Source organism: Streptomyces hygroscopicus subsp. hygroscopicus (assembly GCF_030269125.1).
Classification (GTDB): domain Bacteria; phylum Actinomycetota; class Actinomycetes; order Streptomycetales; family Streptomycetaceae; genus Streptomyces; species Streptomyces hygroscopicus_C.
The window spans coordinates 1-21,632 of sequence record NZ_BSSM01000014.1; the positions used below are offsets into that span (position 1 = coordinate 1).

Below are 21,632 nucleotides of genomic sequence, written 5' to 3' on the forward strand. Positions count from 1 at the left end.
ACGAGACCGCCGCGACCTGCGCCGGCTTCCTGCGACGGGCAACCGCGTGGTTCGCCGCCCACGGCATCACCGTTGAACGCGTCCTGACCGACAACGCCTGGGCCTACACGAAGAACACCTGGCGCGATACCTGCCGCGACCTGGGCATCAGCCCCCGCTGGACCAGGCCCTGGAGGCCCCAGACCAATGGCAAGGTCGAACGCTTCCACCGCACCCTGCTCGACGAATGGGCCTACATCCGGCCCTACACCTCAGACACCGAACGGCAAGCGGCGTTCCCCGACTGGCTGGACTGGTACAACTACCACCGACCCCACACCGGCATCGACGGCCACCCACCAGCCAGCCGCGTCACCAACCTGTCCGAACAGCACAACTAGGGCCTGGTGCGAAAGGCGATCCAGTGCGCGTGACGTCCATGCGGTGCCTAGGGTGGGCGAGAGATGGCCGTGGGGCTGGGTACGGATGAGGGAGGGGCCGACATCGACCGGGTGGAAGTCAACGGTGCCGAAGCGGGCAGCGAAGACCTGAAGGTGCTCGCGCGGGCCAACTACTCGCACTTCTCCTCGTTACAGGTGCGGGGTCGAGCGGTCCGAGGACTGGATCTGCACCTGAAGCGGCTGGACGACAGTACGCGGGAGCTGTTCGGAACGGGGCTGGACGGCGATCGGGTGCGGTCCTGTGTGCGGCACGCGCTCCTTGCTTCCCCGGACGCGGTGACGATTCGCGTGACCGTCTTCAGCCGCCACCAGGATGCTGTGCTGCGCGGCGAGGAGGTGGAGCCGGACGTGGCTGTGACGACGAGCGCTCCCATCGCGTCGCGGACCTCACCTGTGCGCCTGCGGACAGTGGAGTACGAGCGGGATCTGCCCCACGTCAAGCACGCCGGGACATTCGGACTCAGCCTTCGCCGGCGCCAGGCGGTGCTCGCCGGGTACGACGACGTTCTGTTCGCCGATCGCAACAGCCGGATCAGCGAGGCATCGATCTCGAACATCGGTTTCTTCGACGGCGAGAGGGTCATCTGGCCCCAGGCCGCCGTATTGCCGGGAATCATGATGCAGCTTCTGCAGCGAGGACTGGCGGCCAAGGGCATCCCGTCCGAGCGGCGTGAGATCCACCTCCGAGACCTCGGAGCCTGGGCGTCCGGCTCTCCTGCCCTCGCGGCCTTCCTCTCGAACTCCATCTCGCCGGCCGTCCCGGTCGCGAGCATCGATGAGGCGGTGTTGACCGTCGATCCCGACGTGACAGACCTGCTCGTGAACTGCTACGAGACCAACCCCTGGCAAACCGTGTAAGCGTTGCTGGACCGTGTCGGTCACAGCCACTCGTTGAGGACTGCGACCAGCACGGTCGCTTCGTAGCGGACGGCGAGCTTGTCGTACCTCGTGGCCACGGCCCGGTGACGCTTGAGGCGGTCGATGCCGCACTCGACGGCATGACTTTCGCGGTAATCGGTCTTGTCGAACGTCGGCGGCCGACCGCCTCGGGAGCCCAGCTTCCGACGGTTGCGGACGCGGTCCGACGGGACCGGATGGTCGCCTTGATCCCGCGTCTGCGTAGGCAGTCTCGGTTGCGGCGGGAGTCGTACGCTCTGTCGGCGCGTACGCGGTCCGGCCTGTTGCGAGGTCGGCCAGGACCGATGCGGGGCACTCTGATCGATCCCAGGGTCCGTAGCGGTCCGGCACATCACGCCAGGGCGCACCGGTCCGGGTCCGCCACCGTACGCCGTCGATCAGCTGCCGTCGGGTCCACAGGCGGACGACCCGGCTTGACGCCCTGCGGCAACGACGACTCCAGCCGGGCCCACTGGCCGTTCGTCAGATCACCACGCCCCGCAGAACGTGATCGTCCACGATCAAGATCCACTTTCGCAACAGACCCTAGTCGCAGGTCAGCTCGGGGCCTTCCAGCATGCCGCCGGTGTAGAGGGCCTGGCCGTCCGGCATCCAGTAGCCGAGCTTGGAGACCACGGTGGAGCAGGTGGCGCCGACGGTGACGCGGACCTCGACCCGCTCCGGGTGGCCGGGCTGAAGCTCGGTCAGGGCGCAGTCCAGGGAGTACGGCAGCCGGGTCTTCTCCGGATACCTCCCGACCAGCGGGTGGACGCAGCGGGCGTCCGAGGTGGCCAACCGGACGCCGGTGCCCGCCTGCCCGATCAGCCCGAAGCGGGCGCTGCCGTCGCCCTCCGTGCTGTCCCGGCGCACGGTGTAGGTCAACGTGGTGGTGCCGCCGCGGTGCAACGCCGTGCGGTCGACGGTGATCGCGTGGGTGGGCCGGGGCTTGGGGGCGGTCAGCGTCAGGGTGGCGTGGACCCGGCCCGTGAGGTCGACGCCGGTGGGCGCGGACCGTACCCGCACGGTGGCCGTGATGTCGTACGTTCCGGGGCCCGGGTAGGCGCCCGAACCGGGCAGCGCGCCACTGGACAGGGTCTTTCCGGCGCGCCTGGCGGTCCAGGTGCCGTCGGTCCGGCAGCTGTAGCGGACCCGGGTGCCGGCGCGGCCGCAGGACGCCGGGGCGGAGACGGCGAACTGCGGGGTGCCGCTGCCCGCGCACAGGCTGACCAGCGCGTGCTGGCCGTGGTCGCCGCGCAGGGTCCCGCCGACCGCGCACAGGGTGGCCGGCTCCTCGGCCTTCGGGGCCGGGGCCGCGCCCGTGCCGGCCCAGGCGGGGGTGACGAGGGCCAGGGGCAGCAGCGCCGCCCCGGTCAGCGCTCTCAGGGTGGTCGGATGGGTCGGCACCGCATTCCTCCCGCACGGCCGTGACCGGCCGGGCGCCGGTCACCTGCGGTCGAGGATCATCCGACGGTACGACGATCCGTCGTCTCCCACGCCGGACGGTCACCTGAGGGCAGCAACACATCCGCCCCGGCGGCCCTGGCTAGCGGACGGCGCGGACGTACCCGGAGTCGCCCGGGGTGGAGACGTCCCGGTCCCGGCGCACGATGCTCAGCCGCTTCCCCCAGCCGGCGACGGCCTTGCGCAGCCCGCCGGCGGTGTACTCGATGTCCACCACCCGGTCCGCGAACGCCTTCGCATACACCCCGCACTCGTCGTACTGCCCGCACTCCTCCGTCACCGCGAAGTCCAGCCCCGCGCGGCGTCGTTGATCCGCCAGTTGGGAGGTGTTCTTCTGCGCGACGGCCAGATGGCGTGCGTGCGCGTGCCGCGACAGCAGGGTGATGAAGGCGGTCGCGTCGGACGCGGTGAGCAGCCCCCGGGAGCGGGTGTAGCTGTCGTAGTTGTCCGGCTCCACGGCGTCGAAGCCCTTGCGCGCACAGTCGTCGATCCAGCGGTCCACCCGCCGCGCCACCCGCTCGCGCTTGGCCGGGGTGCCGATGTCGAGCAGCGCCTCGTCCCAGTCCCGGTCCACGACGGTCCCGCCGTGCGCGTCGCGCAGCAGCAGGTCGCGCGGCCAGGAGGCGCGTTCGGCGGGCTGGGCCTGGAAGGCGTTGACGTAGCAGATGTTGTACAGGCCGGGCGCGGGGGAGTCGGAGCGGTCGCGGCTGACGATCCGGACACCGGCCGGCGGGGGATAGGCGCCGCCGATCTGGTAGTCGAACCCGGCGTGCCGGGGCGGCAGCCGCACCGAGGGCGGACTGGTGCCGTCGTCCCCCCGGGTGGTGGCGCAGCCCGTCAGCGCGCAGACGGTGACGGCCAGGACGAGGAGTGACACGGTGCGGAACATGTCAGGATCGAAGCGTTTGGACGCTTCGGCCGTCAAGCCGGTACCGGGCCGGGTCGTAGGCTCGGCCGTGATCACCGTCCCGAAGGCAGGAGCAGCAACGATGCAGTATGTGAAGCTCGGTTCGACGGGCCTGGACGTGTCGCGCGTCTGTCTGGGCTGCATGACCTACGGGGTGCCGGAGCGCGGCAACCACGAGTGGACCCTGGCCGAGGAGGCCGCCCGTCCGCTGATCAGGCAGGCGCTGGAGGCGGGCATCACCTTCTTCGACACCGCCAACGTCTACTCCGACGGCACCAGCGAGGAGATCGTCGGCAAGGCCCTCAGGGACTTCGCCCACCGCGACGAGATCGTGCTGGCCACCAAGGTCCACGGCCGGATGCGGCCGGGCCCCAACGGCGCCGGGCTGTCCCGCAAGGTGATCATGACCGAGATCGACCACAGCCTGCGCCGCCTCGGCACCGACTACGTCGACCTCTACCAGATCCACCGCTACGACCACGCGACGCCGATCGAGGAGACCATGGAAGCGCTGCACGACGTGGTCAAGGCGGGCAAGGCCCGCTACATCGGGGCCAGTTCGATGTACGCGTGGGAGTTCTCCAAGGCGCAGTACACGGCGGAGCGGCACGGCTGGACGAAGTTCGTCTCGATGCAGGACCACTACAACCTGCTCTACCGCGAGGAGGAGCGGGAGATGCTGCCGCTCTGCGTCGACCAGGGCGTGGGCGTGCTGCCGTGGAGCCCGCTCGCCCGGGGCCGGCTCACCCGCGAGTGGGGCACGGTCACCGAGCGCAGCGAGCACGACGCCTTCGGCAGCAGGCTGTACCAGGAGGCCGACCGCTCGATCGTGGCGGCCGTCACCCGGATCGCCGGGGAGCGGGGCGTCTCGCGCGCCCAGGTGGCCCTCGCATGGCTGCTGCACCAGGCCCCGGTGACCGCGCCGATCGTGGGCGCCGCCAGGCCGCGGCACATCGAGGACGCGGTCGCCGCCGTCGGGCTCACGCTGGCCGACAAGGAGATCGAGGAGCTGGAGCGGCCGTACACGCCGCGGGCGATCAGCGGCCACTGAGCGCGCCGGGGCGGCGGGCCTTTCGGCGCGAACGCCGTGCCGTACGGACCCGCGCCCTCGCGCTCCGGCCGCGGGACCCGCTCGCCGGGACGTCGTGGGGATCCGGCAGCAGGCCCGGGTGCGCCGATCCGAGCGGCCCACGGCGTGCCCGAGGAAGGAGCGGAGGAACCGGTCGGTGGCGCGGTGGGGGCCCGAGCCGCCCCCGGGCCGCCGTGGGAGAACAGCACGTCGCCCGGGGCGGGATGACGGGCACCGGGGTGGGGCCGCCGCGCGGGACGGCCGTGAGGACGGCGGACGCTCAGGGGTGGTGCGGGGGCGGAGGAGGGATGGTGGCGAGCCCCGGGGCCGGTTCCGGCCAGACCAGGAGGACCGGGCAGGGGGCGTGGTCGACGACGAAGCGGCCCGCCGGACCGAGGCTGTGCGGCCCGAGCCGGGAGCGGTCGCCGTCCCGGGCCAGCACCAGCAGGTCGGCCCTCTCGGCGGCGGCCACCACCTCCCGCTCGACCCGGCCCGCGCGCTCCTCGCGCACACAGGACCGGCCGAGGCGTTCGGCCGCCGCGGCCAGCAGTTCGGCCGCCGACGAACCACCCAGCTCCTCCAGCAGGACACCGGGGTCGCGCTCCGGGTGCCCGCGGCCCAGCAGCCCGGCGAACGCGCCGTGCGCGACCCCGGGCACATCGGGACCGCTGACGTGCAGCAGCACCACCTCGGCGGACTCCGGCGCATGTGTGCGCAGGGCGTCCACACAGGCGGGCCAGGTGCCCTCGACCAGCCAGGCGATCACACGCATCGGGTCGGCCTCCCGTCAGAGAACGTGCAGCGACCCCCACAGTGCCACCACCGCGACCGCGAGGGAGGACGGCACGGCGAGCAGCCCCAGCCGGGTGAACTCGCCGAGGTTCACGTCGTGCTCGTGCTGGTGCACGATCCGCCGCCACAGCAGCGTCGCCAGCGAGCCGGCGTAGGTCAGGTTCGGGCCGATGTTCACCCCGAGCAGCACGGCCAGCACCGCGCCGGGCCCGGCCGGCACGGCGAGCGGCAGCAGGACCAGCACCGCGGGCAGGTTGTTGACGATGTTCGCGAGGACCGCGGCCAGCACGGCGGTCCCCAGCAGCGCGGGCAGTCCGGTGCCGCCCGGCACGACGCGCCCGAGCACGTCGGAGAGCCCGTTGTCCACCACCGCCCGCACCACGATGCCCAGCGCGAGCACGAACGCGAGGAACGCCGGGGCCGCCGCCTTCACCACGGCCGACGGGGTCGCCTCGCGCCGCACCAGCGCCCGCCCGGCCAGGACCAGCGCACCGGCCGCCGCCACCCATGCGGGCTCGACGCCGAAGGCCGAGGCCACCACGAACCCGGCCAGCGTGCAGACGACGGTCACCACCGCGAACCGGGGGAAGACGGGCGGCTCGCCGGTGTCCCGGCCCGCCGGGGCCGCCGCCGCGAGGTCACCGGCGAAGAACCGCCGGAACACCAGGTACTCGACGCCGATCGCCGCCAGCCACGGCAGCGCCATCAGCGCCGCGAACCGGGTGAAGCTCAGCCCGCTCGCCGCGAACGCCAGCAGGTTGGTCAGATTGGACACCGGCAGCAGCAGCGACGCCGTGTTCGACAGATGCGTGCAGGCGTACACATGCGGCTTGGGGCGTACGCCGGTGCGCGCGGCGGTGGCGAACACCACCGGGGTGAGCAGCACGATCGTGGCGTCCAGGCTGAGCACGGCGGTGATCGCGGAGGCGAGCACGAAGACCGCCGTGAGCAGCCGTACCGGACGCCCGGCCGCCCAGCGGGCCATCCACGCCCCGCAGGCCCGGAACAGCCCCTCCACGGCACAGAAGTGGGCGAGCACCAGGACCGCCGCGAGGAAACCGACCACCGGGCCCAGCCGCTCCACCTCCGCGCGGGCGTGGTCGAGGGAGATGGCGCCGGTGGCGATCGCGATGCCGGCGGCCGGTACGGCCATCGCCGCCTCGGGCCACCCGAAGGGCCGTACGACGGCGAAGGCGAGTACCGCGAGGAGCAGTACGACCGAGAGTGCTTCGGCGAGCGAGCTGTTCAGGGCGGGTCCCTCCGGAATCGATCACGCTTTCCCGCCCATCAAAACAGATGCCCCCGACCGCCCGGCGACGGCCGGGGTGCGACGCGTCAGGGAGCGGTGCCGGGGCTGAACACGGTGAGGAACACGGAAGAGGAGTTCCCGGAGACGGGCACCTCACCTCCCGTCCACGTCACCTTCAGATGGTCCCGTTCGTCCGGAGGGGTGATCAGCAGCGCGGCCGGCCTCGCGGTCTTCGCGCCGCTGACCCCGGGGTTGGAGAAGGTCAGGCCGGCCCAGGCGCTCTGGCCCGGCCCGAGGGTGACGGTCGTGGCCGAGCCCGACTCGCGCCGGGGGTCGGGGCCGAGCTGGGCGCCGCTCGCGTTCACGAAGGCCGCGCCCGGGAAGCCGCGCACCGTGCAGGTGCGGCCGGAGGCGTTGGTGAGCACCAGGGGGAAGTTCTCCTGGCCCGCGCCCGGGTCGTTGCGGCCCACGGAGGCGCGCAGTTCGGAGGTGTGACAGCGGGTGCTCGCCGCCGGGGTCGTCCCGCCGCCGCCCGAGGTGGCGGTCGTCCGGGACACCGGCGTCGAGGGGGCGCCGGTGGGCGCGGAGGAGGCGGGGGAGGGCGTGGCCGCGGTGCGGGACGCCGGCGGTGTCGGGTCGCCGGTCGCGGGCGCGGCCGTACCCGAGGCCGTCATGGGCGGATTGCTGTGCACGTCCTGGCCGTTGCCGCAGGCGGTCAGCAGGCCCAGCACGGCGACCGAGCCCGCGAACAGGGCCCCGCGCCGCGCGGACCGTGGGGTGTACACCATGTCGCTCAACACTCCTGGAAGATCGGGGCACGCGACGCGTGCCTACGGTGCCGAGTGCGCCGTCACCCCACTCCGATGCACGGACCGTGGGAAAAGTTCGGAACACAGGGGTTCTTTTCCCCGCTCCGGTCCCCGGCCGACCCCTCAGCGCACCCGCAGTGAACGCAGTACGCCATCGGTGGCGTCGCCGTCACCCCGCTGGCGTAGCTGCACATAGACCTGCGGCTCGGCGGCGCCGTCCGCCGGGACCAGCGCCGACTCGGTGATCGAACCGCCGTCCGGACAGCCGCTCCAGGACCGCACCAGGCCGTGCCAGCCGGCACTGCGGAAGCCGCGGCCGCCGGCGTAGTGGCATCCGGTGTGCGCGAGCGCCTTCACCCGGGCGGTGACGTCGCCGTGCTCGCTGACGCCGACGAACACGCCGTCGACGGGAGCGCCGAGGTCGGGCCAGCGGGACAGGCTGGAGGCCACCACCAGGCCCGGCTCGCGCCCCGCGCGCAGGCCCAGCACCCGCGGGTCCCAGCCGGAGTCGCGCAGTTCGCGGTCCCAGGCCGCCGGTACCCGGACGCTCACCCTGCCTTCCGAGTCCGCCACCCGGGCCTGCTCGGCGGTGCCGCCACGGTGGATCACCACGGTCACCGTGACCGCCGCGACCGCCGCCGCGACCAGGGCGGCCACGGACAGCGTCGCCGTGTTCAGCCGGCCGCGCACCCGGTCCAGCCGCCGCCGCTGCTGCCCGGGACCCGCCGCCAGCCGGTCCAGCTCGGCCGCGAACTGCCGCGCGCCAGGCCAGCGCCGGGCCCGGTCCGGCTCAAGGGCGCGCAGCAGGGCCCGCGCCACGTCGTCGGCGAGGGAGGGGCGCAGCCGCGCGGGCGGTACCACCTTGCCCGGCGGACCCGGCACGCACCCGGTGACCAGCTCGTAGCCGACCGCGCCCAGGCTGTAGACGTCGGCCCGCTCGTCGATGCCCGCGCCGGGCTCCGCCTGTTCCGGCGGCCGGTAGCCCGCCGAGCCCGCCGCCAGGGTGAGCACCGAGCCCTGCGCCAGGCTCTTGGCGAGCCCCAGATCGGCCAGCAGCACCCGCCGGGTGCCGTCCGGGGCGGTGTGCAGCAGCACATTCGTCGGCTTGATGTCGCGGTGCACGATCCCCGCCTCGTGCAGCGCGGCGGCGGCCCGGGTGGCCTCCGCCGTCAGCGACAGCGCCTCCGGCACCGGCAGCGGACCGTCCCTCAGCAGCTCGGCGAGGGTGCCGCCGTCGGCGTACTCCATCACGAAGTACGGCCTGCCGTCCGGGAGTTCACCGATGTCGTAGACCTGCACGACCCGGCTGGACCCGGCCCGGCGCAACAGCCGCGCCTCGGACAGGAAACGGTCCCGGACGTCCAGCCGGTGCGACCAGTTCTCGGCGAGGACCTTCACCGCCACCGGGGCCTCCAGCTCCGGGTCGTGGGCGAGCCACACGGTGGCGAACGCGCCGGTGCCCAGCGGTCGTTCGAGACGGTACCGGCCGATCCGCTCCAGGGAGTGCATACGACTATCATGCCTGCCCTGAGATCGACTCGAAGGGGGCCGTGACGTGCGGGACGAGGCGCCGGTGGAGGAACTCGCCCGGCGTGCCGCCGCCGGGGACACCGAGGCCCTGGACCGGCTGCTGGCCGAGGTGCGGCCCGAGGTCGTACGCCGCTGCGGGCGCTTCCTGCCCTGCCGAGAGGACGCCGAGGAGGCCGCCCAGGACGTGCTGCTCCAAGTGGCCCGCCGCGTGGGTACCTTCGAGGGCCGCAGCCGCTTCGGCACCTGGCTGTACACCGTGGTCGCCAACTGCTGCCGGCAGAAGTACCGCGAGCTGAAGCGGCGGGCCGCCGAACAGCCCTTCCCCGTCGAGCGGGAGCACGCGGTCGACCCGCGCACCACCAGCGTCATCGCCGGTTCCCGGGTGGACCTGCTGGAGGCGCTGGAGCGGCTGGAGCGGGAGCACCCGCGGCTGGTCGCGCCGCTGGTCTACCGGGACATCTGCCAACTGGACTACGCCGAGGCCGCCGAGCGCGCCGGCGTCCCGCTCGGCACCTTCAAGTCCCGTCTGCACGAGGCCCGCAGACAGGTGAGACCCTGGCTCACGGGCTTCTGACGACGGCTACCGGTCCTCCTCGAACACGGACAGCTCCGCCCAGATCGTCTTGCCGGCCGCGGTGTACCGGCTGCCCCAGCGCTGGGTGAGCTGGGCGACCAGCAGCAGCCCCCGGCCGCCCTCGTCGAAGGTCTTGGCCCGGCGCAGGTGCGGGGCGGTGTGATTGGTGTCGGAGACCTCGCAGGTCAGTGTGGCCGCGTCATGGATCAGCCGGAGACGGATCGGACGGGCGCCGTAGCGGATGGCGTTGGTGACCAGCTCGCTGACCACCAGCTCCGCGGTGAACGTGGCCTCGCTGAGCCCCCAGACGTCCAGTTGCTCCACCGCCTGCTTGCGGATCGGCGCGACCAGCGCCGGGTCCGCCGGGATGTCCCAGGTCGCCACCTGGGAGGCGGGCAGGCCCTGGGTGCGGGCGAGCAGCAGCGCCACGTCGTCGGAGGCGCCGCCGTAGGGCAGCAGGGTGCGCAGGACGTGGTCGCAGGAGGCGTCGAGCGAGCGGGCGGGCGCGCCCAGCGCCTCGAAGAGCATCGCGCGTCCGATGTCGCTCTCCCGCTCCCGGGACTTGACCAGGCCGTCCGTGTACAGCGCGAGCACGGTGCCCTCGGGCAGCCGCACCTCGGCGGACTCGAAGGGCAGCCCGCCCAGGCCCAGCGGCGGTCCCGCGGGCAGGTCCAGCTCGTGCGGGCGGCCGGCCGGCGGCAGCAGCACGGGGGGCGGGTGCCCGGCGCGGGCCAGCGTGCAGGCCCGCGACACCGGGTCGTACACCGCGTACAGACAGGTCGCGCCGACTCCCGCGCCGCCGTCGCCGGCCTCCTCCGCGAGCCGCACCACCAGGTCGTCCAGGTGGGTCAGCAGCTCGTCCGGGGCCAGGTCGATGTCCGCGAGGGTGCGTACGGCGGTGCGCAGCCGGCCCATGGTGGCCGAGGCCTGGATGCCGTGCCCGACCACGTCCCCGACGACCATCGCGACCCGCAGCCCCGACAGCGGGATCACGTCGAACCAGTCGCCGCCCACACCCGCCCGCGCCGCCGGCAGATAGCGGGAGGAGACCTCCAGCGCGGCCGTGTGCGGCAGTGTGCGGGGCAGCAGGCTGCGTTGCAGGGCGAGGGCGGTCTCCCGCTCGCGCGAGTAGCGCCGGGCGTTGTCGATGCAGACCGCGGCACGGGCGGTGATCTCCTCGGCCAGCATCCGGTCGTCCGCGTCGAAGCCGTCCGGGCGCCGGTGCCGGATGAACACCGCGACGCCCAGGGTGAGGCCGCGGGCCCGCACCGGGACCGACATCGCGGAGTGGATGCCGAAGAGGCGCACCGACCGGGTGCGCGCGCTGTTCCAGTTCATCCACGTGTTCATGTCGCCCGCGATCTTCGAGGCGATGATGGTGCGGCCCGCGGTCAGCGAGTCCGCCTGCGGGGAGCCGCTCGGGTAGCGCTCGGTCTGCCCCGGCTTCATCACCGCCTCCGGCACTCCCTCCAGGACCGAGCGGTGGGCGGCCCGGCGCAGGGTGACCGGGGTGGCGACGCGGGCCGGCGGCTCACCGCCGTGCTCCTCGGGGTCCAGCAGGTCGACGGTGACGAAGTCGGCGAGCGCCGGCACGCACATGTCGGCCAGTTCCTGCGCCGTGCGGGTGACGTCGAGGGTGGTGCCGATGCGCACGCTCGCCTCGTTGACCAGCTGAAGCCGCTGCCGGGCCCGCTGGCTGTCGCTGACGTCGTGCGCGGCCAGGCACACACCGCGCACCCGGCCCGCGCGGTCCTTCACCGGGGCCATCCGGGCGAGCCAGGCGTGCGCCCGTAGCTCGCCGCCCGCCCGCATGACGGTCTGCACGTCCAGCGGCCGGCCGGTGGCCAGCACCTCGCGCATGCTCCGCGTCAGTTCCTCGCTCTGCGGCCCCTCGACCAGCTCGGAGAAGCGCAGGCCCCGCGCGTGCTCCTCCGGGAGCCCGGAGACCGCGGCCATGGCGTCGTTCATCCGGCGCAACCGCAGTTCCTCGTCGTACACCGCGATGGCGCACGGCGACTGGATCAGGCCCGCCTCGGCCAGCGGATCGTCCTCGGCGGGCGGCTCCGCGCCGGTCAGCGGGGTGACCAGGATCCACCGGCCCCCGTCGCCGTCGGCGGCCGGATGGTGCCGGGCGAGCAGCCACACGTCGACGCTGTGGCCGTCGTGGTGGCGCAGCGCGAGCGTGCCGTGCCAGCGGGAGCGCCGGGGCAGGGCGGGGGCGGGGCCGGTGAGCAGATCGGTGGCGGGGTGGCCCACGACGGCCTCGGCGGCGTGGCCGAGCAGGCGCCGCGCGCCCTCGTTCCACTCCACCAGCGTTCCGTCGTCATCGATGACCGCTCGGGCCGTCGCCGCCTCGTCGAACGGATAGCCCCGGCTCATCGTCGCCGCTCCCAAGCGCACACTCACAGTGATCAGTTGGCACGTCTCGCGACTTCCAGCCTAGTGCTTCGCGCCCGGGGGTGAGCGCCGGGCGGGGTGGGGCCGGGAGCGCGGGTGCCTGACGCGCGCGGTGAGTGGCGGCCGGTCCGTGCCGCCCCCGCCGTGCGGCCGCGGGAGGAAGGACGCCGCGCCGCTCTTGCCGGCGGAAGGCCGGCGGTGGTCACTTCGCGTCGTGGAAGACCAGGCCCAGCGTGCGCCGCCGTCCGGAGCGTACGGTGCTCACCCCGTGCCGCATCGCGCCGGCCGACCAGCCGCGGCGGGAGCGCACGGGGCGGTCCCGGGTGGTGAAGACCAGCCCGTGGCCCTGGCGCAGCGCGGATGGGGGTCGGCGCCGAGGGCCCGGCCCACGGCCTGGGTACGGGCCCGGGGCAGGCCCAGGGGCGCGGTCAGTCGGCCGTAGGCGGTCGTCGTCCCGTAGGGGATGTCCTCCAGGGCCCGCCAGACCGCCTGCCGGAACGGCGTCCCGGTGGCGGTGGGGGGAGTTCGAAGCGCGGGAGCCTGCCCGCGAAGTACGCGTCCAGCCGCCGGTGCGCCTCGGCGAACGGGCGGTCGTCACGCTCCCCGGACGGGATCTCCCAGGCGGGCAGGGACAGCGGGGTGAGGGTGGACCCGGCGGGGGAGCGCGCCCCGGTCAGCGGCAGCTCGCCCGGGGGGCTGGGGTGGAGGGTGTGGACGGTGCTCATCGGTCCCTTGCTCATCGGTCCTCCTCGCAAGGCTTTCCGTTCCGCGGTCGAGTCTGCTGCGCCGAACGGCCCGGGACCGGCGGGAATCGGACATGGCCCTCCGCCGTCCCGGGTAAGGGCAGGTACCCCACCGCATATGAGCTGACCTGCGGATATTTACGGCTGAGTACCCGAGGGGTACGGTTTGGCCCATGCCAGCTCTCAACGTGGAGTTCAGTGACCGGGAACTAGAGGACCTGCGGCAGATCGCCAAGGAGCGCGGTACGTCGATGAAGGCCCTCGTCCGCGAGGCCGCCGCCGCCGACATCGCCCGCCACCGGGCGCTGAAGGAGGGCGCCGAGGCGTTCCGCAGCTTCTTCACCACGCACGCCGAGGAGTTCGCCGCCGCGTTCCCCGAGGACGAGCCGCCCGCGCGGGGCGAGGCCGCCTGAGTGATGCCGCCCGTCATCCACATCGATGTCCCGTGGCTGCTCCAGCGGCACGAGGAGGTCCTGCCCGAACAGCCCGCGGTCGACGACTTCTCCGCGCTGGTCGCCGCCGTCGCCCGGCACCGGGTGGACCCGCCCCGGCTCGGCGTGGACTCCGATCCCGCCTGGCGGGCCGCCGCCCTGCTGCACACCCTCGCCCTGCTCAAGCCGCTGCCCGCGGCCAACGCGCGCTTCGCCTGCGCCACCGCGGTCGCCTACATGTTCGTCAGCGGCGTCGGCATCGACCCGCCCTACGGCGCGCTGGTGGACCTCGCCCGTGATCTGATCTCCGGCAAGACCGACGTGTACGGGGCCGCCGACCGGCTCCGCTCCTGGCAGATCTGAACATCCCCGCCCGGCGGTCGAGTTGGGACAGACCGTCCGCCGACTTCCCGGAATGTCCCCTGCGCGCCGCCCGCCGTCGCCCCTGCCCGCGGCCGCCGCGCACAGTCGGTCCCGCGATCCGCGATTCCTGTCGCAGTCCGTAGGCCGAGAGGGAAGCTGGTGCAGCGGTGGCCGAAGTCACTGCCCGGACGCACGTGGACGTACGCGACCGGGCCACATGGACGGAACTCTTCTACGACCTGGTGCTCGCCTTCGGGGTCAGCCAGGTCGCCCACGTGCTCGCCCTGCACCCCGGCTGGTCGCGCCTCGGCAGCTGCCTGCTCGTCCTGGTGCCGCTGTGGTGGGCGTGGGTCGACGTCGTGATGGCGATGAACGCCGTGCACGAGACCAACATGCAGCGTGTGTTCCTGCTGCTGGCCGGCCTCGCCACCTACGGGATGGGCATGTCCGCGCAGCACGCGCTGGAGAGCAGACCCGAGGCGCTCCTGTACGCGGGCAGCTATCTCGCCCTGAGACTGCTCATCGGCGAGGCCATCCGGCGTGAGTGCGCCCACTACACCATCCACCCCTACCGGGCGGGACTCGCCTTCGCGCTGGCGCTGTTCGCGGTGACCGCGCTGCCGGACCGGATGCGCGTCGCCGGGTGGGCGATCGCCGTGGTCGCCGAGATCCTCGCACCCCTCGTCCTCAGCAGCCATCTGCGGCAGCTGGCCTTCGGCGTCAACCACCTACCGGAGAGGTTCGGCCTGTTCATCATCATCGCGCTCGGCGAGAACGTCGTCTCCGTCGGCGCCTGGGTGGGCGGTCGCCGCCTCGGTGCGACCGAACTTGCCGCCGTCGCCCTCGCGTTCCTCACCGGATGCGGCCTGTGGTGGCTCTACTTCCACCTGGCCGCGTCCGCCGTCGCGCACGCCCTGCGCACCCATCCCACACCGGCCGTCGTCGTGCGCGACGTGCTCAGCTACGGCCATCTCGCCCTGGTGTCCGGTCTGTTGCTGGTCGCCGTGGGTGCCGACCGGATCGTCGCCGAACCGTCCGCGACCCCGCACCGGCTCGCCGCGGGACTGCTGCCCGTCGGCGCCGCCCTGTTCACCCTGACCTTCTGCTACACCCGCCGCAGGATGTTCGGGGCCGCCTCCCTGACCCGCTTCGCCGCCGGACTCGCGCTGCTCGGCCTCGCCGTCGCCGCGCCCCTGGTCCCGGGCCTCGCCACGCTCGGCGCCGTGGCGTTCGTGCTCGTCGCCGTCAACGGCCTGGAGCACTGGCTCCTGACCGGCGGCCGGCAGGTACCGATGATCTTCGTCAGACGCTGAGACCGGCGCTGACGACCGGCGCGGAGACCGGCGCCGGGCCAGGCACCGGGACGGATGCCCCACCGCCCGGCGCCCCCTCCGGACTCACCCTCAAGTGGCCAGGTACCGATGGCGACTTGACGCAGTGCACGATCCCCGCCCCGCCGACCGGCGACCGCCTCCCGCCCGCCCCTAGCTTTCTCGGGTGCCCGGCCGCGGCGTGCGGCGTGTGACAGCCCCGGCAACCGTTCGCGAAGGAGTGCTCCGATGACGATCCCGACGACCCAGGCTGTCGACGACGGCAATCTGTTCATCGACGGCAAGTTCCAGCCCGCAGACTCCCGAGAGACCGTCCAGGACATCAACCCGGCGACAGAGCAGCCGATATGCGAGGTGGCCTGGGCCGGTCCGAGCGACCTCGACCGCGCCGTGCAGGCGGCGCGCCGCGCCTTCGACGTGGGGCCCTGGCCCTCGATGCCGGCCAAGGAGCGCGGCCGGCTGATGCTGCGCATAGCCGACGGCATCGAGGCCGCCGGGGAGGAGCTGGCCCTGCTGGAGACCCTCGACGTCGGCAAGCCGATCACCTTCACGCGCGGCTTCGACGTACGGGCCGCGGCCGAGATCTTCCGCTACTACGCCGGCATGGTCGAGCAGCTGGAGGGCGCGGCCCGCCCGGCCGGCGCCCGCTCGCTCCAGTACACGCGCCGCGAGCCCGTCGGCGTGGTCGGTGCCATCACCCCCTTCAACTTCCCGCTGAACCTCGCGGTCAACAAGATCGCCCCGGCGCTCGCCGCGGGCAACACGATCGTCCACAAGCCCGCCGAGCAGACCCCGCTGACCGCCCTCGCGCTCGCCCGGATCATGGCCGAGGCGGGCCTGCCGGAGGGCGTGCACAACGTGGTCACCGGCGGCGGCGCGACCGTCGGCGCGGCCCTCGTCGAGCACCCCGGCATCGACAAGATCTCCTTCACCGGCTCCACGGCCACCGGCAAGCGGCTGATCGCGGCCGCGGCCGGCACGCTGAAGAAGGTCACCGTCGAACTCGGCGGCAAGGGCGCCAACATCGTCTTCGGCGACGCGGACATCGAACCGGCCGTGCAGGCGGCGTTCCAGGCCGGGTTCTTCAACACCGGCCAGTTCTGCATGAGCGGCTCGCGGCTGCTGGTGCACCGCTCCGTGCACGACCAGGTGGTGGACGCGCTGACCGGCGTACTCGGCGCGATCCCCGTCGGCGACCCGCTGGACGAGACCACCGTGCTCGGCCCGCTGGCCCACCGCCAGCAGCTCGACAAGGTCGTCGAATACGTCGGCATCGGACAGGAGGAGGGCGCCACCGTCGCCTACGGCGGTGCGCGCGGCCACGACGGGCCCGGTTACTTCCACCAGCCCACGCTCTTCACCGGCGCGAACCCCCAGATGCGCATCGCGCAGGAGGAGATCTTCGGTCCGGTCGTCACGGTGCTGCCGTTCGACACCGACGAGGAGGCCGTCGAGATCGCCAACGGCACGCCGTACGGGCTCGCCGCGGGTCTGCACACCCGCGACGTGCGCCGCGCCCACACCGTGGCCGCCCGGCTCCAGGCGGGCATCGTCTGGGTCAACACCTGGGCGGCGTTCGAGAACTCCACCTCCTTCGGCGGCTACAAGTCCTCCGGCTACGGCCGGGAGCTGGGCCCCGAGGGCATCGAGGAGTACCTGCAGTACAAGACCGTGTACGTCAATGTTGATTGAGGTAGAGATGTCCGACCAAACCCGCCCCGGCGCGCTCTCCGCCGGGCTCGTGCTGGGCGCGTTCCTGGCGCCCAGCGCGCTCGGAATGTCCGCGACGCCCATCGCTCTGCCCGCGCTCGGCGACAGCCTCTCGGTGGCCTCCGGGGCGACGGCCTGGGTGCTGGCGGGCTACACCCTGACCCTCTCCGTCGCCTCCGCCCTCGCCGGCCGCCTCGCCGACATCCGCGGTCTGCGCATGCCCATCGTCACCGGCATGATCGTGCTGCTCGCCGGAACGGTCCTCGTCGTCGCCGTCCCCTGGTTCCCGGCCGTCATCGCGGGCCGGATGCTCCAGGGCATCGGTGGTGGCGTCGCCGCCGTGCTCTCGTTCGGCGTCGCCAACCGGCTCTTCACCGACCCGCGCGAACGCGGCCGCACCATCGGCACGATGGGCGCCGTCGTCGGCATCGTCTCCGGTGGCGGCGCGCTGCTCGGCGGTGCCCTGACCGACCTGATCGGCTGGCAGGCGGCCCTCGCGCTGCCCGGTCTCTCGGCGATCGCCGCGCTGCGGGTGCTGCGCATCGCGCCCGTCACCCAGCCGCGCAAGGAGCGCCTGGACGCGCGCGGTGCCGTGCTCTGCCTCGCCCTCGCGGCCGCCCTCGCCGTCCTCCTCCAGGCCCGCACCACCCACCTGAAGGAGGACCTGGTCCTGGTGCTCGCGGTGCTCGCGATCGCGCTGGCCGCGGCCACGGTGTGGCACGTGCGCCGGGTGCCCGACGGGTTCCTGCCGCGCCTGGTCGTCAGCAACAGCCGCTTCGTGCTCGCGGCCGCGGCCGGTTTCACGCTCTTCGCCGGCTACCTCATCATCCAGTTCGCGGCGCCCCGGCTGATCCTGATGGACCACGACCTCAGCGTCACCCAGATCGGTCTGATCCTGCTGCCCACCGGTGTGGTCAGCGCCGTCCTGTCCCGCACGGCCGGCGGCCTCGCCCACAAGGTCGGTCCGCTGCGCCTGGTCACGGTGCTCACCGTGCTCAGCGCCGCCGGGCTGCTGCTCGCCGCGCTCGCGGGGCGCCAGCCGGTCGCCCTGGTGATCGCGGTGGCCGCCTGCGTCTCCGGATTCAGCGCGGGCCAGGTCGCCCTGATGGCCGCGGTGCCGCACCTGGTCGACAGCTCCGTGCACGGGGTGGCCGCCGGTGTGTTCCAGCTCGTGTTCATCACGGGTGGCTCGCTCGGCTCCGCCGCCGTCGGCGGCATGGTCGGAGCGATGAGCCTGTCCACCGCGATCGGGGTGCTCGCCGTGGTGCCGCTGATCGGCATGGTGGCCGCGGTGGCCGCGGCGCTGCTGGTGGCGCGGCGGTCGGCGCCGGTCGCCGTCCCCGTCGGCGCCCAGACCGCCGCCGGACCGGACCCGGCCCGCGCCGCCGGCTGACCCTTCCGCCCCGCCTCGCTGCCGTTCCCGGAGCCCGCTCCAGGAGCGGCAGCCCTTTTTTCCCACCTGTCCACGTCCGTTTCGCATCACTCGCTCACGAAGGAGTCGGAATGACTCGACTGACCCGCAGGGGTTTCCTCGGCACGGCCACCGGCGTCGGCGGTGCCGTCGTCCTCGGCGCCCAGAGCGCGCAGGCGGCGCCACGGGCCACCCCCGACGCGGCCGACTCCGGCGCCGTCGTCGGCACGGTGACCGTGACCCCGTCCGACCCGCGCTACCTGGACCTCACCCAGCGCGGATACAACGCCCGGTTCGCCGCGCGGCCCGACACGATACGACTCGTGCACTCCACCTCCCAGGTCGTCGCCGCCGTGCAGGAGGCGGTGACGGCCGGGGCCCGGATCGGGGTGCGCGGCGGCGGACACTGCCTCGACGGCCTCGTGGACGACCCGGGCGTGCGGACGCTGATCGACATGTCCGAGATGAACGCCATCGGCTACGACCCCTCCCGCCGCGCGTTCTCCGTACAGGGCGGCGCCACCCTCGGCCAGGTCTACCGCACCCTCTACCTCGAATGGGGCGTGACCATACCCGGCGGCGACTGCCCCACCGTCGGTGTCGGCGGCCATGTCTCCGGCGGCGGCTACGGCCCCCTCAACCGCAAGTACGGCTCCGTGGTCGACCACCTGTACGCCGTCGAGGTGGTGTACGTCGACGCCTCCGGCACCGCCCGCTGCGTGGTCGCCACCCGTGACGCCGCCGACCCCAACCGCGAGCTGTGGTGGGCCCACACCGGCGGTGGCGGCGGCCAGTTCGGGATCGTGACCACCTTCTGGTTCCGCTCCCCGGACGCCACCGGCACGGACCCGGCCGGCCTGCTGCCCAAGCCGCCGCACAGCCTGCTCAAGTCCTCCACCAGATGGGCCTGGACCGACCTGACCGAGGCCGACTTCACCCGCATCGTGCGCAACCACAACGCCTGGCACGCCGCCAACAACACACCGGGCACCGACTACGACACCCTGAACAGCGCCCTCCTGCTGTACAACCGCGTCCAGGGGGCCGTCAGCCTCACCGCCCAGATCGACGGCTCGCTGCCCGACTCGCAGGCGCTCATGGACGGTTACATCGCGGCGATCGCGGACGGCGTCGGTACCGCGCACACCACCAGCGCCCACAGCACGCCCTGGCTGAAGGAGTCCCTCAAGGACCACTACGACACCGGGCTGTACAACCGCGGCAAGTTCAAGGGCGCCTATCTGCGCAAGGGCTGGTCCGACGCGCAGCTCGCGGTCCTCTACCGCAACCTCAGCGACCCGGCGTACACCGGACACGGCGGCGCGATCCTCTTCTCCTACGGGGCCCAGGTCACCACGGTCGCCCCCGACGCCACCGCCCTCGCCCAGCGCGACTCGATGCTGAAGGCCAACTTCCTCACCTACTGGACGGACCCCGCCGAGGACGACCGCCACGTGGCCTGGCTGCGCGCCCTGTACCAGGACTTCTACGCCGCCACCGGGGGCGTCCCGCTGCCGGACGGCGACGCCGACGGGTCGTACATCAACTACCCCGACCCCGACCTCACCGACCCGCGCTGGAACGCCTCCGGGGTGCCCTGGCAGACCCTGTACTGGAAGGGCAACTACCCGCGCCTCCAGGCCGTGAAGAAGAAGTGGGACCCGAACAACGTCTTCCACCACGCCCTGTCCGTGACGGCGTCCTGACCGAACGCACCGCGGCCCCACCCCGGAACCAGGGTGGGGCCGCGGCCGTCCCGGGTCAGCCGAGCGCAGGGAAGACCACGCCGGTCAGTGACTCGCTGAGCTCCCGCAGCCGTGCCCGCGCCGCCGGGTCGTACGCCTGCGCGCCGGCCCGCGCGACGGTACTCCGGTTGAAGTACTCACCGCTCACCCCGGCGAGCGCAGGGTCGGTCACCAGGCGGGCGGTGTTGCGCATGCCCTCCTCGACGCTGCTCTGCGGGGTGAAGAGGTTCACCACGATCTTCGTCGGCATGTACGAGGCCGGGTGCAGGGCGTTGACCGTGACCCCGGTGCCGGCGAGCTGCTCGGCCAGGTCCTTGGTGAGGCTGATCTGGGCGAGCTTGGCCTGGCAGTACGCCTGGCCGCCGTCCCAGTGGCGCTCCAGCATCACGTCGTCGAAGTCGATCGGGGCCTGCCCCGCCGAGGTGACGTTGACGATGCGGGCCGGGGCGGAGCGCACCAGCAGCGGGGCCAGCCGGCAGCTGAGGACGTACCCGGCCAGATAGTCGACCTGGAAGGTGAGTTCGAGGCCGTCCTGGCTCTGCTGGCGGGCCAGCTCCACGCCGATGCCGGCGTTGTTGACGAGGACGTCGAGCCGGTCGTACGTGGCGAGGACCCGGTCGGCCAGCTTGCCGATGTCCTCCAGCGAGGAGAAGTCGGCCAGCTCGTAGCCGAACCGGTCCGCGCCGGTCTTCGCCCGCAGCTCCTCCAGCAGCTCCTCGCCCTTGCGGGGGCTGCGGCCGTGCAGGATCAAGGTGGCGCCCTGCTCGGCGAGTTCATGGGCGAGGGCGCGGCCGAGCCCGTCGGTCGCGCCGGTGATGAGAATGGTCTGTTCGCTGACAGGGCTCATGTTTTTCCTCGTGTGCGTCGGAACATGGCTGGGGCACGGCCGGCCGAGTTCGGCCGGCCGTGCCCGGTCGCGGTCGTACGCGATCACGTGCTCACGCGTAGGACCGCAGTTCTTCGGGGGTCTGATCGGTGTAGCCCTGGCTCACCTCGACGACGACGCCGTCGGGGTCGCGGACCCAGACCGTCTTCCATCCGGGGATGAACTCGTCGAAGGCCAGCGGCCCGAGCAGGACCTCCAGCTCGTGTCCGGCCGCCGCCAGGAACGCGTCCACGTCGTCCACCTGGAAGGCGAGGTGGCGGGCGGCACCGGGGTGGTCCGGCCCGTCCTTCGCGGTGGCGAAGGCGGGCTCGGCGGTGGTGGGGAAGAGTTCGAGGTAGACCGGGCCGCTCTTGAGGAAGACGACCCGGCTCCCGTCGGCCTCGACCACGCGGGCGCGCTCGAAGCCGAACCAGCGGCGGTAGAACTCCTCCGTGGCCTGCTGGTCACGGCAGTTGAGGCCGACATGCGACCAACGGGCCTTCCGGGGTGCGGACACGGGCCTCACGCCCCGCCGGTGACGGGGGCGAAAGGCACCGTGTCGTGCACGTTCGTCATGTAGACGATCAGCCCGTCGGCGATGCGGAAGTAGTTGCACACGTCCGCCTCGACGGACTCGCCCTTCGGGGTGCGGGCGGAGATGTGCGAGACGACGGCGGCCTGGTCGCCCTCGATGACGGTGTGCACGGGGACGTTGGAGAAGGACGCGTACATCTGCGGGAACCCCTTCATCATGTCCCGCAGGGTCTCGCGGCCCTCCACATGCCCGGCGAGCTGCTCGTCCATCGTCTGGTCGACGGCGAACAGATCGCACCAGGGGTCCCAGTCGCCGGAGTTGGCGAGCCGGTAGTAGGTGTCGACGATCTCACGGGTGTTCATCGCGGCCTCCT

At 73.0% G+C, this 21,632-nt stretch carries 20 protein-coding genes and 3 pseudogenes; 10 read left to right on the forward strand and 13 right to left on the reverse strand.

Annotation, left to right across the window (positions count from 1 at the left end; all coding sequences use genetic code 11):
- Together QSK45_RS27355 and QSK45_RS27360 are read left to right on the forward strand one after the other, a co-directional pair.
- The coding region (locus QSK45_RS27355; RefSeq protein ID WP_285561513.1) for an integrase core domain-containing protein at positions 1-380 on the forward strand (380 nt) is incomplete at its 5' end.
- Positions 381-443: 63 nt separating this feature from the next.
- Positions 444-1,298 carry an aminotransferase class IV family protein gene (locus QSK45_RS27360; protein WP_285561514.1) on the forward strand — a complete coding sequence of 285 codons (855 nt, stop codon included), beginning with the start codon at positions 444-446 and terminating at the stop codon, positions 1,296-1,298.
- A gap of 20 nt (positions 1,299-1,318) precedes the next feature.
- Here the strand turns inward: QSK45_RS27360 and QSK45_RS38620 are convergent.
- The 3 genes and pseudogenes from QSK45_RS38620 to QSK45_RS27375 form a co-directional block, all read right to left on the reverse strand.
- Positions 1,319-1,869: pseudogene (locus QSK45_RS38620) on the reverse strand (transposase).
- Between the two features lie 14 nt (positions 1,870-1,883).
- Positions 1,884-2,741, reverse strand: a complete 858-nt coding sequence (locus QSK45_RS27370; RefSeq protein WP_285561516.1) for a hypothetical protein — start codon at positions 2,739-2,741, stop codon at positions 1,884-1,886.
- A 139-nt stretch (positions 2,742-2,880) separates the two neighbouring features.
- A complete protein-coding gene (locus tag QSK45_RS27375) occupies positions 2,881-3,687 on the reverse strand; it encodes an endo alpha-1,4 polygalactosaminidase (RefSeq protein ID WP_285561518.1) in 807 nt (268 codons plus the stop codon).
- A 100-nt stretch (positions 3,688-3,787) separates the two neighbouring features.
- On the opposite strand from QSK45_RS27375, the gene QSK45_RS27380 reads away from it, so the two are divergent.
- Positions 3,788-4,756 carry an aldo/keto reductase gene (locus tag QSK45_RS27380; protein ID WP_285561520.1) on the forward strand — a complete coding sequence of 323 codons (969 nt, stop codon included), beginning with the start codon at positions 3,788-3,790 and terminating at the stop codon, positions 4,754-4,756.
- Between the two features lie 298 nt (positions 4,757-5,054).
- On the opposite strand, the gene QSK45_RS27385 is transcribed toward QSK45_RS27380, so the two are convergent.
- The 4 genes from QSK45_RS27385 to QSK45_RS27400 form a co-directional block, all read right to left on the reverse strand.
- On the reverse strand, positions 5,055-5,546 hold the full coding sequence (locus QSK45_RS27385; RefSeq protein WP_285561522.1) for a universal stress protein: 492 nt from the start codon (positions 5,544-5,546) through the stop codon (positions 5,055-5,057).
- 15 nt (positions 5,547-5,561) lie between these two features.
- Entirely contained in the window at positions 5,562-6,815 is a 1,254-nt protein-coding gene (locus QSK45_RS27390) for an arsenic transporter (protein ID WP_285561724.1), read from the reverse strand.
- Between the two features lie 86 nt (positions 6,816-6,901).
- A complete protein-coding gene (locus QSK45_RS27395) occupies positions 6,902-7,603 on the reverse strand; it encodes a DUF4232 domain-containing protein (RefSeq protein ID WP_285561524.1) in 702 nt (233 codons plus the stop codon).
- Between the two features lie 144 nt (positions 7,604-7,747).
- Positions 7,748-9,133, reverse strand: coding sequence for a serine/threonine-protein kinase (locus QSK45_RS27400; RefSeq protein ID WP_285561526.1), 1,386 nt, complete (start codon positions 9,131-9,133; stop codon positions 7,748-7,750).
- A 46-nt stretch (positions 9,134-9,179) separates the two neighbouring features.
- Between QSK45_RS27400 and QSK45_RS27405 the strand changes: the two genes are divergently transcribed.
- On the forward strand, positions 9,180-9,728 hold the full coding sequence (locus QSK45_RS27405; RefSeq protein WP_285561528.1) for an RNA polymerase sigma factor: 549 nt from the start codon (positions 9,180-9,182) through the stop codon (positions 9,726-9,728).
- A gap of 6 nt (positions 9,729-9,734) precedes the next feature.
- On the opposite strand, the gene QSK45_RS27410 is transcribed toward QSK45_RS27405, so the two are convergent.
- The 3 genes and pseudogenes from QSK45_RS27410 to QSK45_RS38625 all read right to left on the reverse strand — a co-directional run.
- Entirely contained in the window at positions 9,735-12,107 is a 2,373-nt protein-coding gene (locus tag QSK45_RS27410; protein WP_285561530.1) for a SpoIIE family protein phosphatase, read from the reverse strand.
- Positions 12,108-12,327: 220 nt separating this feature from the next.
- Positions 12,328-12,480: pseudogene (locus QSK45_RS27415) on the reverse strand (2OG-Fe(II) oxygenase); the annotation flags it as partial.
- 62 nt (positions 12,481-12,542) lie between these two features.
- Positions 12,543-12,599 (reverse strand): annotated as a pseudogene (locus QSK45_RS38625) (hypothetical protein); the annotation flags it as partial.
- Positions 12,600-13,041: 442 nt separating this feature from the next.
- Here QSK45_RS38625 and QSK45_RS27425 point away from each other — a divergent pair.
- The 6 genes from QSK45_RS27425 to QSK45_RS27450 all read left to right on the forward strand — a co-directional run bounded on the left by QSK45_RS27425 (position 13,042) and on the right by QSK45_RS27450 (position 19,820).
- Positions 13,042-13,281, forward strand: a complete 240-nt coding sequence (locus QSK45_RS27425) for a hypothetical protein (protein WP_285561532.1) — start codon at positions 13,042-13,044, stop codon at positions 13,279-13,281.
- Positions 13,282-13,284: 3 nt separating this feature from the next.
- Positions 13,285-13,662, forward strand: a complete 378-nt coding sequence (locus tag QSK45_RS27430; protein ID WP_285561535.1) for a toxin Doc — start codon at positions 13,285-13,287, stop codon at positions 13,660-13,662.
- 167 nt (positions 13,663-13,829) lie between these two features.
- Complete coding sequence (locus tag QSK45_RS27435) at positions 13,830-14,975, forward strand: low temperature requirement protein A (RefSeq protein ID WP_285561537.1); 1,146 nt, start codon at positions 13,830-13,832, stop codon at positions 14,973-14,975.
- 246 nt (positions 14,976-15,221) lie between these two features.
- A complete protein-coding gene (locus QSK45_RS27440; protein WP_285561539.1) occupies positions 15,222-16,685 on the forward strand; it encodes an aldehyde dehydrogenase family protein in 1,464 nt (487 codons plus the stop codon).
- A gap of 7 nt (positions 16,686-16,692) precedes the next feature.
- Positions 16,693-18,096, forward strand: a complete 1,404-nt coding sequence (locus QSK45_RS27445; protein ID WP_285561541.1) for an MFS transporter — start codon at positions 16,693-16,695, stop codon at positions 18,094-18,096.
- Between the two features lie 110 nt (positions 18,097-18,206).
- Entirely contained in the window at positions 18,207-19,820 is a 1,614-nt protein-coding gene (locus QSK45_RS27450; protein WP_285561544.1) for an FAD-binding oxidoreductase, read from the forward strand.
- A gap of 55 nt (positions 19,821-19,875) precedes the next feature.
- Here the strand turns inward: QSK45_RS27450 and QSK45_RS27455 are convergent, their stop codons facing one another.
- The 3 genes from QSK45_RS27455 to QSK45_RS27465 form a co-directional block, all read right to left on the reverse strand.
- Positions 19,876-20,706, reverse strand: a complete 831-nt coding sequence (locus tag QSK45_RS27455) for an SDR family NAD(P)-dependent oxidoreductase (RefSeq protein ID WP_285561546.1) — start codon at positions 20,704-20,706, stop codon at positions 19,876-19,878.
- 91 nt (positions 20,707-20,797) lie between these two features.
- Positions 20,798-21,241: a VOC family protein gene (locus tag QSK45_RS27460; protein ID WP_285561548.1), complete on the reverse strand. Its 444-nt coding sequence runs from the start codon at positions 21,239-21,241 to the stop codon at positions 20,798-20,800.
- 5 nt (positions 21,242-21,246) lie between these two features.
- Complete coding sequence (locus QSK45_RS27465) at positions 21,247-21,621, reverse strand: nuclear transport factor 2 family protein (RefSeq protein ID WP_285561549.1); 375 nt, start codon at positions 21,619-21,621, stop codon at positions 21,247-21,249.
- Positions 21,622-21,632 lie beyond the last annotated feature (11 nt).

What these genes read in the sequence shown, in the direction of transcription:
- QSK45_RS27360 (WP_285561514.1), top strand. Translation starts at nt 444, where the DNA reads ATGGCCGTGGGGCTGGGTACGGATGAGGGAGGGGCCGACATCGACCGG.
- QSK45_RS27375 (WP_285561518.1), bottom strand. Translation starts at nt 3,687, where the DNA reads ATGTTCCGCACCGTGTCACTCCTCGTCCTGGCCGTCACCGTCTGCGCG.
- QSK45_RS27380 (WP_285561520.1), top strand. Translation starts at nt 3,788, where the DNA reads ATGCAGTATGTGAAGCTCGGTTCGACGGGCCTGGACGTGTCGCGCGTC.
- QSK45_RS27385 (WP_285561522.1), bottom strand. Translation starts at nt 5,546, where the DNA reads ATGCGTGTGATCGCCTGGCTGGTCGAGGGCACCTGGCCCGCCTGTGTG.
- QSK45_RS27395 (WP_285561524.1), bottom strand. Translation starts at nt 7,603, where the DNA reads ATGGTGTACACCCCACGGTCCGCGCGGCGCGGGGCCCTGTTCGCGGGC.
- QSK45_RS27400 (WP_285561526.1), bottom strand. Translation starts at nt 9,133, where the DNA reads ATGCACTCCCTGGAGCGGATCGGCCGGTACCGTCTCGAACGACCGCTG.
- QSK45_RS27410 (WP_285561530.1), bottom strand. Translation starts at nt 12,107, where the DNA reads ATGAGCCGGGGCTATCCGTTCGACGAGGCGGCGACGGCCCGAGCGGTC.
- QSK45_RS27425 (WP_285561532.1), top strand. Translation starts at nt 13,042, where the DNA reads ATGCCAGCTCTCAACGTGGAGTTCAGTGACCGGGAACTAGAGGACCTG.
- QSK45_RS27430 (WP_285561535.1), top strand. Translation starts at nt 13,285, where the DNA reads ATGCCGCCCGTCATCCACATCGATGTCCCGTGGCTGCTCCAGCGGCAC.
- QSK45_RS27440 (WP_285561539.1), top strand. Translation starts at nt 15,222, where the DNA reads ATGACGATCCCGACGACCCAGGCTGTCGACGACGGCAATCTGTTCATC.
- QSK45_RS27445 (WP_285561541.1), top strand. Translation starts at nt 16,693, where the DNA reads ATGTCCGACCAAACCCGCCCCGGCGCGCTCTCCGCCGGGCTCGTGCTG.
- QSK45_RS27450 (WP_285561544.1), top strand. Translation starts at nt 18,207, where the DNA reads ATGACTCGACTGACCCGCAGGGGTTTCCTCGGCACGGCCACCGGCGTC.
- QSK45_RS27455 (WP_285561546.1), bottom strand. Translation starts at nt 20,706, where the DNA reads ATGAGCCCTGTCAGCGAACAGACCATTCTCATCACCGGCGCGACCGAC.
- QSK45_RS27465 (WP_285561549.1), bottom strand. Translation starts at nt 21,621, where the DNA reads ATGAACACCCGTGAGATCGTCGACACCTACTACCGGCTCGCCAACTCC.